The organism is Pseudonocardia sp. OZ21 (assembly GCF_059359135.1).
On the sequence record NZ_JCADBN010000010.1, the window covers coordinates 243,746 to 256,865 of the forward strand.

Genomic DNA, 13,120 nt, shown 5'->3' on the forward strand with positions numbered 1-13,120 from the left:
GCGCCCCCATGCCGTCGACAGGGATCTCGAAGCTCCTGGTCGCCAACCGCGGGGAGATCGCCGCGCGGGTCGTGCGCACCGCTCACGCCATGGGTGTCGCCACCGTGGCCGTGTACTCCGACGCGGACGCCGACGCCCCCTTCGTCCGGCTGGCCGACGAGGCGGTGCGGCTGCCCGGGTCCGCCCCGGCGGACACCTACCTGCGCGGTGACCTCGTCATCGCCGCGGCGCGGGCCACCGGCGCCGATGCCGTGCACCCCGGGTACGGCTTCCTCTCCGAGAACGCCGGCTTCGCCCGGGCATGTGCGGAGGCGGGGCTGACCTTCGTCGGACCCCGGCCGGACGCGATCGCGTCGATGGGGTCGAAGCTCGAGGCCAAGGCCCTGATGGAGAAGGCCGGGGTGCCGGTGCTGCCCGGTGTCGTCGTCACCGAGGACACCGACCTGGCCACGGTCGCCGCGGACATCGGGTTCCCGGTGCTGGTCAAGGCCGCATTCGGTGGTGGCGGACGCGGGATGCGGACCGTCGCGGAGCCCGCCGAGCTGGCGGCGGCCGTCGAGGGAGCACGGCGGGAGGCCGCGTCGGCGTTCGGCGACGGGACGGTGTTCCTGGAGCGGTTCGTCGTCGACCCGCGGCACGTCGAGGTGCAGATCCTCGGCGACGCCCACGGCGAGGTCGTGCACCTGTTCGAGCGCGAGTGCTCCATCCAGCGCCGTTACCAGAAGATCGTCGAGGAGAGCCCGTCGCCGGTCGTCGACCACGCGCTGCGCGCCGAGCTCGGTGCCGCCGCCGTGGCCGCCGGGAAGGCGATCGGCTACACCGGCGCCGGGACCGTGGAGTTCGTGCTGGACCGGGAGGGGCGCTTCTTCTTCCTGGAGGTCAACACCCGGCTGCAGGTGGAGCACCCGGTCACCGAGCTGGTCACCGGGCTGGACCTGGTGGAGCTGCAGCTGCGGGTGGCCGAGGGGGAGCCGCTGCCCCCGGAGGTCACCGGCGCCGCGATCACCGGGCACGCGATCGAGGTCCGGCTCTACGCCGAGGACGTCGCCGCGGGTTTCCTGCCCGCGACCGGAACACTGCACCGCTTCCGCATCCCCGCGCTGCCCGGTGTGCGCGTCGACTCCGGCGTGGTCGACGGGTCGGTCGTCGGCACCCACTACGACCCGATGCTGGCCAAGGTGATCGCCCACGGCCGCACCCGCGCCGAGGCGGTGCGGATACTGGCCCGGGCGCTGCAGCGGGCCGAGATCCACGGCGTCACGACCAACCGGGACCTGCTCGTCGGGATCCTCCGCGAGCCGGAGTTCCTCGCCGGCCGCACCGACACGGGCTACCTGACCAGGCACAACCCTCGCGCGCTCGGCGCGGCTGCCGCCGGCGGGCCGGTGCACGCCGCTGCCGCCGCACTCGCCGCCCAGGCCGCGAACCGGGCGTCGGCACGGGTGCTGGGCGGCTTCCCGTCCGGCTGGCGCAACGTCGGCGGGATGCCGCAGCGCGCCGCCTACACCGCAGGCGAGCAGACGTTCGAGGTCACCTACGCCTTCCGGCGGGCCGGGTTGGAGCTGGCGGTGAACGGCGAGCCGCTGCCCGCCCGGCTCCTGCTGGCGACACCGGACGCCGTGGAGCTGGAGGTGGGGGGCGTGCGGCGGACCTACACCGTGCACCGCGTGCCCGGTTGGTCCTATGTGGATGGACCGGACGGGTCGGCCGCGCTGGCCGAGGTGCCGCGCTTCGCCGATCCGAACGCCGTCGCACACCCCGGGTCGCTGCTGGCGCCCATGCCCGGCGGCGTGGTGCGGGTGCTCGCGGGCCCCGGCGACGCGGTCACCGCGGGGCAGCCGCTGGTGGTGCTGGAGGCGATGAAGATGGAGCACACCGTCGCAGCGCCGGTCGACGGGATCGTCGCCGAGCTGGCGGTCGCTCCTGGCACCCAGGTGGACATGGGCCAGGTGCTGGCCGTGGTCGAGGAGGCAGGCGTGGACCGACGATGACCATCGCGGGAGGTGGTAGCCGATGCCGGTATCGATGACGGCGCTCGCCGACGACCTCGCGGCCGAGTCCGCCGTGCTGCGCGCGATGGTCGCCGGCCTGGACGAGGCCGGGTGGCGGCGCGACACCCCCGCGGCGGGGTGGACGATCTCCGATCAGGTCTCGCACCTGGCCTTCTTCGACGACATGGCCGTGCAGTCCGCCGTCGATCCCGACGCCTTCCGCGCCGAGCGGCAGCGGGTGGACGCCCGGGACGGCGTGGACCCGGACGCCGTCGCCGCCCGGTACCGCGACCGGTCCGGGGCCGAACTGCTGCGCTGGTTCGACCGGTCGCGGTACCGGTTGGTCGAGACGTTCCGCGGGCTCGATCCGCGCCTGCGGGTGCCGTGGTTCGGGCCGGAGATGAGCGCGGGATCGTCGCTGACGGCGCGGATCATGGAGACCTGGGCGCACGGCCAGGACGTCGCCGACGCGCTCGGGGTCGTGCGGGAGCCGAGTGCGCGGCTGCGGCACGTCGCCCACATCGGGGTCGGCGCCCGGGCGTTCAGCTACGCGATCCACGACCGCGTGCTGCCCGACGTCCCGGTCCGGGTCGAGTTGGCCGCGCCGGACGGGTCGGTGTGGACGTGGGGACCGGCGGACGCCGCGAACAAGATCGCCGGTCCGGCGCTGGACTTCGCCCTCCTCGTCACCCGGCGGCGCCACCGCGACGACCTCGTGCTGGACGTCACGGGGCCCGCTGCCCGGGAGTGGGTCGAGATCGGGCAGGCGTTCGCCGGGACGCCAGGACCTGGCCGCGAGCCGGCGCAGTTCTCGGGAGGGACCGCGTGAGCAGGCGCGCCGTGCGGATCGGCAACTGCTCGGGCTTCTACGGCGACCGGATCGAAGCCGCCCGCGAGATGGTCGATGGTGGCCCGATCGACGTGCTGTGCGGCGACTACCTCGCCGAGCTGACCATGCTCATCCTGGCGAAGGCGCAGGCCAAGGACCCCACCGCGGGATACGCGCGGACGTTCCTGACCCAGGTCGAGGCGGTTCTCGCGACGTGCCTGGACAGGGGCATCCGCATCGTCGCCAACGCAGGCGGCCTCAACCCCGCCGGGCTGGCCGTGGCCGTCCGGGAGGTCGCCGCCGGGCTCGGGCTGGATGCGAAGGTCGCGCACGTCGAGGGCGACGACCTGCGCGGCTCGCTGGGGGCGATCACCCCGCCCGTCGAGGGCAAGCCCGTGTCCGCCAACGCCTACCTCGGCGGCTGGGGGATTGCTGAGGCCCTTGCGGCCGGGGCCGACGTCGTGGTGACCGGGCGGGTCACCGACGCCTCGCTCGTCGTCGGGCCGGCAGCGTGGTGGCACGGCTGGGGGCACGGCGACTGGGATGCCCTTGCCGGCGCGGTCGTCGCCGGGCACGTGATCGAGTGCGGACCGCAGGCGACCGGCGGCAACTACGCCTTCCTCGACGAGATCACCGACCGCCGCTACCCCGGGTTCCCGATCGCCGAGGTCGCCGCGGACGGATCGTCGGTGATCACCAAGCACCCGGGGACCGGCGGGCTGGTCTCGGTCGGCACGGTCACCGCCCAACTGCTCTACGAGATCGCCGAGCCCGCCTACCTCGGTCCGGACTGCACCACGCACTTCGACACGATCCGGCTGGCACAGGACGGCGAGCACCGGGTGGCGATCTCCGGCGTTCGGGGCAGCGCACCTCCGCCCATGCTCAAGGTCGCGCTCAACGAGGCGGGCGGCTTCCGCAACACCATGACGCTGGTGCTCACCGGGCTGGACATCGAGGCCAAGGCCGCGCACGCCGAGGCACTGCTGTTCGAGGTGCTCGGCGGCAGGGACCGGTTCGCCGAGGTCGACGTCCGGCTGTTGCGCTTCGACACCCCGGATGCGCCGTCGAACGAGCGCGCTACCGCCCACCTGCGGATCACGGTCAAGGACCCCGACCCGCGCACGGTCGGCCGGGCGTTCTCCAACGCCGCCATGGAACTCGCGCTGGGCGGGTACGCCGGCTTCCACACCACGTCCCCGCCCACCGCGGAGTCGGCCTACGGGATCTACCGGCCCGCCGCCGTCCCGCGCTCGGCCGTGCAGCACACGGTCGTCCTGCCCGACGGCGAGCGGCTGGTGATCGACGATCCGGAGGTCGGTGCGGTGCCGCCGCCTCCGCAGGCCCCCGCCGCCGCGCCGGTCCACGACGGGCCGCGCACGAAGGTTCCGCTCGGTGTGGTGTGCGGGGCGCGGTCCGGGGACAAGGGCGGCAACGCCAACATCGGGGTGTGGACCCGCACCGACGCCGAGTACGCCTGGCTGCGTGGCTTCCTGACCGCCGACAAGGCCCGCGAACTGCTCGGACCCGAGGCGGCGGACCTCCCGATCGACGTGTGGCCACTGCCCGACCTGCGGGCGCTCAACGTCGTGGTGCACGGGATCCTCGGCGCGGGCGTGGCCTCCTCGACCCGCCCGGACCCGCAGGCGAAAGGGCTGGGGGAGTACCTGCGCAGCAGGGTTGTGGAGGTACCGGTGGAGCTGCTTCCGTGATGGGCGGCTTCGTATCCGCAATTCCGGATATCCGCGTGATCAGACATGTTCGACGTAGGTCGGGAGGAGTCGCAGCGTGAGGGCGAAAGGGCAGAATCCGGGCAAAGGCAAGGTCGTGCCCAAGCGGCACGCGCAGCAGCGAGCCGATGCCAATCAGGCCGGCGCCACGTCTCCGTTGCTCTCTCCGCACAGCATCGTGCAACTCCAGCGTTCCAGCGGCAACCAGGCAGTGAACCAGCTGATCGCCCAAAGAACGGAGGAGGACGGAGCTGACGTCGCTGCCACCGTTCTCACGGGTGTCGAGGTCACCCAGGGGAATGGCAAGGGCAAGGTCATCAGCGCGACCGACACGTCGAAGACGCTGTCGACCACCGACATGGGGCCGTGTGTCGCTGTCTGCGGCTACAACGGGCAGATCGCCTTCATGCTCCACAGTGACTCCACGGGGACCGGCGGAAAGGGTCGGATCGACCTGATCACCGGGTTGCGGGCGTTGGTCGGCGGCATCGGTCAGGGGGCCGGCTTCACTCTCACCCTGATCGGCGGCTCCGTGCAGGGCACGATGCAGTACCTCAAGAGGGAGGGGCACCTGCCAGACGCTCATATCGTCGAGGCCGGCGAAGCCGATGGTGCCTATATCACCTGGAACGGGATGGTGGCTCCCAACAAGAGAAGGCTGGCCGGGAAGATGAACGTACCCGAAGTAAAGGTCGCATTCGAAGAATAGTACGAGAGGCGCCTGTGATCCGGCGACCCCGAAAACTGCTTGCTCGCTCCGGCTACCGTCATGACTGTCCGTTCCGATGTGCCGCCGGCACACAAGAAGAGGCAGGATCGTGGCCAAAGCCGTACTCACCTCGCAGGCGGAGAACTTCCCCGCCTGGTACCAGGATGTCGTTGCTCGCGCCGAGTTGGCCGACAACGGCCCGGTTCGAGGGACCATGGTCATCCGACCGTGGGGCTACGCGATCTGGGAACTCATGCAGGCCGACATGGATCGTCGGATCAAGGCGACCGGCGCCCAGAACGCCGCGTTCCCGCTGTTCATCCCCATGAGCTTCCTGGAGAAGGAGAAGCAGCACGTCCAGGGTTTCTCCCCCGAACTGGCCGTGGTCACCCACGGCGGCGGGGAGCAGCTTGCCGAGCCGCTGGTGGTGCGGCCCACCTCCGAGACGGTCATCAACCACTACTTCGCCAAGTGGGTCCAGTCCCATCGTGACCTGCCGCTGATGATCAACCTGTGGAACAACGTGGTCCGCTGGGAGCTGCGGCCGCGGCTGTTCCTGCGCACCACCGAGTTCCTCTGGCAGGAGGGCCACACCGTCCACGCCACCTATGACGACGCGGTCGCGGAGACCCGGCGCATGCTGGAGGTCTACCGGCGGTTCATGGAGGAGACGCTGGCGATCTCGGTCGCGGTGGGAGAGAAGTCGCCTGGTGAGCGCTTCGCCGGTGCCGACCACACCTTCACCTGCGAGGCGCTGATGCGCGACGGCAAGGCGCTCCAGATGGGCACCAGCCACAACCTCGGCCACAGCTTCGCGCGCGCCTTCGACATCCAGTACCTGGACGCGGGCGGCCACCTCCGCCACGCCGCCATCACCTCCTGGGGCACGTCCACCCGGATGATCGGCGGGGTGATCATGGTCCACGGCGACGACCGCGGGCTGCGCCTGCCCCCGTCGATCGCGCCGCACCAGGTGGTGGTCATGCAGCTGGGGGAGGAGAGCGCGGTCGCAGAGGCGACCGAGCGCATCGTCGCGGAGCTCCGCGACGCCGGCGTACGCGCGCACGCCGACACGCGTGCCCACACCTCGTTCGGTCGGCGCACCGTCGACTGGGAGCTGAAGGGCGTCCCCGTCCGGATCGAAGTGGGTGCGCGGGAGCTGGCCGCCGGGCAGGCCACCGTGGTGCGGCGCGACACCCGCACCAAGCGTCCGGTGCCGCTGGACGGGGCCGCACGGGCCGCCGCAGGCCTGCTCGAGGAGATCCAGCGGACGCTGTTCGAGGACTCCCGCACCTTCCGCGAACAGCACACCCATCCCGTCACCGACCTCGACGAGCTCACGCAGCGGGTCGGCGACGGAGGGCTGTTTCTCGCCGCCTGGTCCGGCGCGGAGGGGTCGGAGCGCGCGCTCAACGAGGGCACCGGCGCCACCATCCGATGCATCGTCGACGCCGACCCGCCCGCCCCCACGTGCCTGATGACGGGCGACCCCGCCAAACACACGATCCTGATCGGGCGCGCCTACTAGGAGGAGCGCAGATCGGAGCCATAGTGCTGTCTGACGGCTCCTGGAACAGCGCTATGGCTCCGGAGTGCTCCGGGCAGCCAGGAGGATGGCGGCGGGCCGCGTCGGGCGTGCGTTCACGGAGGGCGGTGACAACCGCGCCGTCCATGAGCATGTGCAGCGCGTGGGCGGTGGGGTCGGGCGCCGGATGGCCTGCGGCCTGCAGGAGCTGCGTCAGGTAGTCGATGACGGCGTTCGTGCACATCCGGCACTCCGGGGCCGACCTGGTGCAGACGGTGTCCGCGCCCGCGGTCCGACGGATTCGCCAAGGATGCGCACTGGGGAGCCACAGTGCTGCCTGACGGCTGACGGAACAGCGTTACGGCTCCACAGTGCTCCGAGCCAGATGTGCTGCTAGGCCGTCCAGGTGGCGGGTTATGGCGTGGGTCAGCAGGGCGTCGAGGTCCTGCACCCCTTCCGGGGGGACCGCGGCGAGCCTCGGGTAGCGGCCGGAGGCCATGAGGGCGCGCACCTCGTCGTCGAGCGTGACCCACCACTGGTCGTTGGCCATCCCGGTCTCCCGCTCGGCCCGCATCTCCGCTGCCGCGGTGACGGCGAGGCCGCGGACGAGTGCGGGCAGGGTGAGCGCTTCGCGCGTCTTCTCGATGGGGGTCAGGGGCAGCCCGTCGAGAGCCCGCAACGTCCACTCGGTGTGGGCCATCGCCTCCGGGGCGAGCAGTGGCCTGGTCAGCGAGATCAGCTCGGGCAGCCACGGGTGCCTGCGGTACGCCGCCCATTCCACGCGGCTCACCAGTTCCAGCTTCGCGCGCCACCCGGGCGGCCCCGGCTCGGGCAGCCGATGCGCGCGGAACACGGCGCGGACGAGGAGGTGCTCCAGCTCTTCGCGCCCGGACAGGTGCCGGTACAACGACATCGGGCCGACGCCGAGCTCGGCGGCGAGCCGGCGCATCGACACGGCGTCCAGGCCGTCCGCGTCGGCGACGGCGATGCCGGTGGCCACGATCCGCTCCGTCGTGAGTGCCCGGTCCGGTGGGCGTCCGGCGCGCCGCGACGGCGGTTCCGGGCCGCGCACGACCGTGCCCGATCCCGGCCGGGTGACCACCAGTCCCTCGTCCCGTAGGACAGTGAGCGCCCTGGTGGCCGTGGCCATGGCGACGCCGAAGTCGCGAACCACCTGCCGGGTGGACGGCACGCGGTCACCAGGCCGGAGCGCGCCCGACGTGATCCGGTGGCGGATGGCCGCGGCGACCCGAAGGTAGGGCCGCTCGCTCTCCTCGACTGGCGACACAGTCCAACTGTACTAGTACGAACGGGCCGCTGAACGACGGCCATCATGGTTTCCCTCCCGCAGATAGGGCGGGTCCGCTAGGGCACTGCGAAAGTGCACTGTCAAGATCACGTCGTTGCTGATAGTTCTCATACGGTGTACGCATGACAACGACAACCACCGACTGCGATACCGCGGTCGGCGTTCTGGTCGCGGCGTTCGCCGACGATCCGGTGGCGCGGCGGCTCCGTCCCGGCAGGTCTCGATGCGCAGGAGCAGAGGTCGCATGAGCCTGTTGGCAGACAGGTTGTCCATCACTGCGCACGTGCGGTCGTGGCACCGACCATTGATGATCATGGTGGCTGCGATGGTCGTGCTGGTCGTCGTCGCGAGCGTCGGTCTGGTCGCCGACGGTCGCGAGCTCATGGCGCAGTCGATCTGGTCGAAGCCGGTGAAGTTCGGGGTGTCGTTCGTCATCTACGGCGCGACACTCGCCTGGCTGTTGCCGAAGCTCCGCAGGGCACGGCGCACGATGTGGACCCTCGGAACGGTCTTCGCCGTCATGGGAGTGGTCGACGTCGGCTTCATCGCGGTGCAGGCGGCTCGCGGCACCTACAGTCATTTCAACACCGACACCGATGCGTTCAACCAGATCGGGCAGGTGGTCTTCTCATCGGGTGTTGTCGCGTTGTTCGGGGCGAACCTGCTCATCGCCGTGATGATGCTGTTCCAACGGGTCGGTGAGGCGGCACTCACGGTGGCCTTCCGAGCCGGGATCGCGGTGGCGGTCATCGGCATGGGGCTGGCGTCGTTCATCGGCGGGTCGGCCACGACTGCGCGGACGGCCCAGGATGCCTACGGGAACCCGGTCACGCTGGTGGGGCAGCACGGGGTGGGGGTCCCGGACGGCGGCGGCATGCCGATCACGAACTGGAGCACCGTGGGCGGCGATCTGCGCGTTCCCCACTTCATCAGCCTGCACTCCATCCAGGTGTTCGCGCTCACGGCGCTGGTCCTGGCTGCCCTCGCGGCGCGGATCGGCTGGCTGCGCAGCGAACGCGTGCGCGCCCAGCTGACCGGGGTCGTCGTCCTGGGTTACACCGCGCTGTTCGTCATCACGGCGTGGCAGGCGCTCCGCGGTCAGTCGCTCGTCCACCCCGACGCCGCCACCTGGACCGCGCTCGCGGTGACGGTCGTCGTGACCGCACTGCTGGCGACTCTCGCCATCGCAGCGGCCCGCCGCAGCGACGTGGCACCCGCCGGCGCGCGCTCACCGACCAGCGGGTGTTGATCTGTCCTGAGACAGCGCGCACGGGCCGCGACGTGGCAAGTTGCCTGGCCCGGCAGGGTCCGCCGGCGCTGCAGAACAGCTACACGCCACGTCCCGCTGCTCGTGTTGTTCGTCGTCGTCGTCGGCCGCCGGATGGTCGCCGGGATCCTGGCCCGTGATCTGTGAAGTAGCGCCGGTTCGCCGCCGGCTCGCGTCGGCTCGGCCCAGCGCCCCGAATGGCGGGCGCACGTATCGCCAGGAAAGTGTGCGCGCAGCCGTTTGGGCCGGCGGTCGGTGTTGGCGGACGCTCGGAACGGATTCGCGGTGGACTCGACGAGGAGGAACGCCGATGCTCTGGAGATCTCGTGCGTCGAGGACGTTCGCCGTGCTCGCGGCCGTGGTCGTCCTGGCCGCCTGCGGGGCGGTCGGCGCCAACCAGGGCGGCGGAGACGGGCGGCCCCCGCTGCAGGCCATGCGCCCCTACGGCGGAGACCCGGCCACCGAGGGGGAGCCCCGTAGCGGCGGCACCCTGGTCATCGGCAACGACCGCGAGGTCGTGAGCTTCGACCCGACCGTGCAGAACGGCAACGCGGTGGCGATGGCGGTGTACGACCTGCTGCTGCGGCTGACGCCCGAGGGCGAGGTCGAGCCGTACCTCGCCCGGTCGATGGAGACCACCGACGACGGGCGTACCTGGGTGATGGGCCTGCGCGAGGGGGTGCTGTTCTCTGACGGGACGCCGTTGGACGCCGACGCGGTGATCGTCAACACCCAGCGGCACATCGACGCGCCCGCCTCGCCCGCGGCGAGGTACGCGAAGCAGATCACCGCGATGCGGGCGGTCGATCCGCTCACCGTCGAGTTCACGCTGGCGGCGCCGCTCGGCGACTTCCCGGTGGTGTTCACCGGGTCGATCTTCGCGGGGACGCTGGGGATGATCATCTCGCCGGCCGCGCTCGCGCGGTACGGCGACGACATCGGCAACAACCCGGTCGGGGCCGGCCCGTTCGAGGTCACGAGCTGGCAGCGGGACAACCGGATGAAGCTCACCCGCAACGAGCACTACTGGCAGCCGGGGTTGCCTCGCCTGGACGGGCTGGAGTTCCGGCCGTTGTCGGACACCGAGACCCGTTACGCCTCGATGGTCAACGGCGACGTGGATCTGATCTACGGCGGCTACAACACCGAGCTGGTCCGGGCCTACGTCGACCCGGACTTCACCGTCTATTACGGGCCGGGAAGCGCAGGTTTCTTCTTCACCTTCAACTTCGCCCGCACGCCGTTCGACGACCGGCGGATGCGGGAGGCGGCCGTGCGGGCGATCGACCTGCGGGCCATGGCCGCGAGCCAGTACGGCAACCAACTGGTCGGCTCGGACAGCCTGTTCGAGGCCCGCAGCCCGTATCACACCGACGCCGCGTCGGACCGCTGGCCGGAGTACGACCCGGAGCAGGCCCGCCGGCTCGTGCAGGAGTACGTGGCGGACGGCGGAAGCCCGCGCATCACGTTCACGACCAGCCGCAGCGAGGTCTCGCTCGGCGAGTTCGTGCAGGCGCAACTGTCCGCCGTCGGAATGCAGGTCGACGTGGAGTTCTTCGACCTGGCCGAGTTCACGTCCCGGGTGCTACAGGGCGGTGAGTTCCAGCTGATCAGCAACCTCGCCCCGGTGGACTACCCGTTCCCGGCCGTCGAGCGCCTGCTGGGAACGAGCGGCGCGATCAACTTCGGGAAGTACTCGAACCCGGACGTCGACCGACTGCTCGACGAGGCCGCAGCCACTCTCGATTCCGGCGTGCGGACGAGGGCCTACCAGGAGGTCGAGCGGCTGGTCAACGAGGACATCGCGCTGCTGTTCCTCAGCCGCAGCTACGCGTCGACGATCACGAAACCGGAGGTGAAGGGGATCGACCGGACCATCGGCCGTGACATCTTCTTCGCCACGACGTGGCTGGACCGGTGAGCAGGGGTGCCGGTCACGTGGGCTCAGCCTGTGGGTTTCGTCCCGCAAGCTGCGGATCGGACTACGCGGGTGTCACGAGGCCGCCCTGGTAGGCAGCGATGACGAGCTGGGCGCGGTCGCGGGCGATCTCGTCGTTGGACAGGCCGCGGGCGACGAGGGCACGGTCGCACTTCGAGAAGCCCTGGCCTGCTCCCTGCTCAGGAGGCGCCGACGCACTCGCCCGCCTGCACGACATGGCGGATGCGCCGCGGGTCGGCCAGCAACCCGATGTCCTCCAGCGGATCGCCGTCGAGTACGAGCAGGTCGGCGTGCGCGCCCGGCGCGAGCGTGCCGATCTCGCCTGCCATGCCGACGAGTTCGGCCGCGTTCACCGTGGCCGCGCGGATCACCTCGATCGGCTTCTGCACCTCGCTGCGCAACCGGAACTCGTGGCTCTGGTGGCGCTGCATGCCGCCGAGGAGGTCGCTGCCGTAGACGAGCTTCACGCCGCCGCGGGCCGCCCGTTCCAGCGCCTGGAGGCCCGCACCGAGCACGTCGTCGACCTTGCGCGAGCTGCGCTCCGGTAGGCCGTGGGACATGCCTTCCTCCTTGAGCGCCCAGTACGTCACCAGCGTCGGCACGAGGTAGGCCTTGTGCTCCACGAGCAGTTCCACGCTGCGGTCGTCGAGCAGGTTTCCGTGCTCGATCGACCGCACGCCTGCCTCCAGCGCCCTGTTGACCGCGCGTGCGGTGTAGGCGTGCGCGGCGACGTAGCGGTTGGCTGCCCCCGCCTCCTCGACGATCGCCCGCAGCTCGTCCATCGAGTACTGGGTGGAGTCGACGCGGTCGGTGAGGGAGCTGACTCCGCCCGAGGCCATCACCTTGATGTGGTGGGCGCCCTTGCGGAGCTCGTCGCGCGCGGCCGCGCGGACGGCGTCCACGCCGTCGGCGACGCGGCCGAGGCCCGCGCAGCAGGAGTGGCTGTCATATGCGGTCATGCCGCGATTGCGCGCGTCGCCGTGACCGCCGGTCTGGCTCAACGCCTTGCCGCAGAACAGCAGGCGCGGCCCCCGGATCAGGCCCTCTGCCTGCGCGTCGGCCAGCCCGTAGTCGGCGCCTGAGGCGTCCCGGACGGTGGTGAAGCCGCGGTCGAGCATCTGTCCCATCGTGCGAGCGCTGTGCGCGGCGACGTAGGACGGTGACTGGGAGGACAGGGACCCGAGGTCGGCGGTGGACGCCGCGGTGACGTGGACGTGCGCGTCGACCAGGCCGGGTACGACCACGGCACCGCCCACGTCGAGCACGCGGGCGTCGCGGGCGGTCAGGCCGGGACCGGCCTCGACGACGCGGCCGTCCTCGCAACGCAGGTCGCCCTCGGTGTAGTCGCCAGTGCTCGCGTCGAGGATCACGGCGTTGCGCACCAGCAGGCTCACGTGCGGCTTCCCTGGATGGACAGGCGGTCGACCAGCTCGCGCAGCGAGGATGCGGCGAGCGGGGCGAGGGAACTCGCCACGATGATCGACTCGTCGTCGTAGCTGCCCTCGGCGTCGAGGATGTTGAGCACGCCGAGAACCTCGTCGTCCTCGCCGAGGACGGGCACGTTGAGGATCGAGCCGCAGTGCAGGCTCTCGATCAGCTCGTGGTCGGCGAAGATCTCGCGAACCGCGGCGGGATTCGGGCCGAAGTAGGGTTCTTTGGCCTCGATGCAGCGGTCGAGCCAGCCCGCGGCGACCTCGACGGTCTTCTCCCCGCCGACGGGATACTGCTCGGGGTGACTGCTGTGGGCGCGATGCAGCGCGCGCCGGTCGGGGATCCAGGCCAGCACGGTGAACAACCGCACACCGATTGACTCCCTGACTT

The 13,120-nt window shown here is 71.1% G+C and carries 11 protein-coding genes and 1 pseudogene; 8 read left to right on the top strand and 4 right to left on the bottom strand.

Going from position 1 to position 13,120, the window contains the following annotated elements; genetic code table 11:
- Window positions 1-8: 8 nt before the first annotated feature.
- The 5 genes from AC5L35_RS23545 to proS all read left to right on the top strand — a co-directional run bounded on the left by AC5L35_RS23545 (window position 9) and on the right by proS (window position 6,787).
- The gene (locus AC5L35_RS23545; protein WP_495061840.1) at window positions 9-1,991 is read left to right on the top strand and encodes an acetyl/propionyl/methylcrotonyl-CoA carboxylase subunit alpha; all 1,983 of its coding nucleotides are present in this window, start codon (window positions 9-11) and stop codon (window positions 1,989-1,991) included.
- A 22-nt stretch (window positions 1,992-2,013) separates the two neighbouring features.
- Window positions 2,014-2,820 carry a TIGR03084 family metal-binding protein gene (locus tag AC5L35_RS23550; RefSeq protein WP_495061841.1) on the top strand — a complete coding sequence of 269 codons (807 nt, stop codon included), beginning with the start codon at window positions 2,014-2,016 and terminating at the stop codon, window positions 2,818-2,820.
- The gene (locus AC5L35_RS23555) at window positions 2,817-4,532 is read left to right on the top strand and encodes an acyclic terpene utilization AtuA family protein (protein WP_495061842.1); all 1,716 of its coding nucleotides are present in this window, start codon (window positions 2,817-2,819) and stop codon (window positions 4,530-4,532) included. The genes AC5L35_RS23550 and AC5L35_RS23555 overlap by 4 nt, the downstream gene beginning before the upstream one ends.
- Window positions 4,533-4,608: 76 nt before the next feature.
- Entirely contained in the window at window positions 4,609-5,259 is a 651-nt protein-coding gene (locus AC5L35_RS23560) for a hypothetical protein (protein WP_495061843.1), read from the top strand.
- A 109-nt stretch (window positions 5,260-5,368) separates the two neighbouring features.
- Window positions 5,369-6,787, top strand: coding sequence for a proline--tRNA ligase (gene proS / locus AC5L35_RS23565; RefSeq protein WP_495061844.1), 1,419 nt, complete (start codon window positions 5,369-5,371; stop codon window positions 6,785-6,787).
- A gap of 355 nt (window positions 6,788-7,142) precedes the next feature.
- On the opposite strand, the gene AC5L35_RS23570 is transcribed toward proS, so the two are convergent.
- On the bottom strand, window positions 7,143-8,072 hold the full coding sequence (locus tag AC5L35_RS23570; RefSeq protein WP_495061845.1) for a GntR family transcriptional regulator: 930 nt from the start codon (window positions 8,070-8,072) through the stop codon (window positions 7,143-7,145).
- Window positions 8,073-8,215: 143 nt separating this feature from the next.
- Between AC5L35_RS23570 and AC5L35_RS23575 the strand changes: the two genes are divergently transcribed.
- From AC5L35_RS23575 to AC5L35_RS23585, 3 genes are all read left to right on the top strand, one after another.
- Window positions 8,216-8,341: a hypothetical protein gene (locus AC5L35_RS23575; RefSeq protein WP_495061846.1), complete on the top strand. Its 126-nt coding sequence runs from the start codon at window positions 8,216-8,218 to the stop codon at window positions 8,339-8,341.
- Entirely contained in the window at window positions 8,338-9,342 is a 1,005-nt protein-coding gene (locus tag AC5L35_RS23580) for a hypothetical protein (RefSeq protein WP_495061847.1), read from the top strand. Before AC5L35_RS23575 ends, AC5L35_RS23580 begins: the two co-directional genes overlap by 4 nt.
- 328 nt (window positions 9,343-9,670) lie before the next feature.
- Window positions 9,671-11,281 carry an ABC transporter substrate-binding protein gene (locus tag AC5L35_RS23585; RefSeq protein ID WP_495061848.1) on the top strand — a complete coding sequence of 537 codons (1,611 nt, stop codon included), beginning with the start codon at window positions 9,671-9,673 and terminating at the stop codon, window positions 11,279-11,281.
- Between the two features lie 61 nt (window positions 11,282-11,342).
- Here the strand turns inward: AC5L35_RS23585 and AC5L35_RS23590 are convergent.
- The 3 genes and pseudogenes from AC5L35_RS23590 to AC5L35_RS23600 form a co-directional block, all read right to left on the bottom strand.
- Window positions 11,343-11,441: pseudogene (locus AC5L35_RS23590) on the bottom strand (DNA-binding response regulator); the annotation flags it as partial.
- A 37-nt stretch (window positions 11,442-11,478) separates the two neighbouring features.
- Window positions 11,479-12,693, bottom strand: a complete 1,215-nt coding sequence (locus AC5L35_RS23595; protein WP_495061849.1) for a metal-dependent hydrolase family protein — start codon at window positions 12,691-12,693, stop codon at window positions 11,479-11,481.
- Window positions 12,690-13,100, bottom strand: a complete 411-nt coding sequence (locus tag AC5L35_RS23600; RefSeq protein ID WP_495061850.1) for a GAF domain-containing protein — start codon at window positions 13,098-13,100, stop codon at window positions 12,690-12,692. Before AC5L35_RS23600 ends, AC5L35_RS23595 begins: the two co-directional genes overlap by 4 nt.
- Between the last annotated feature and the right edge of the window lie 20 nt (window positions 13,101-13,120).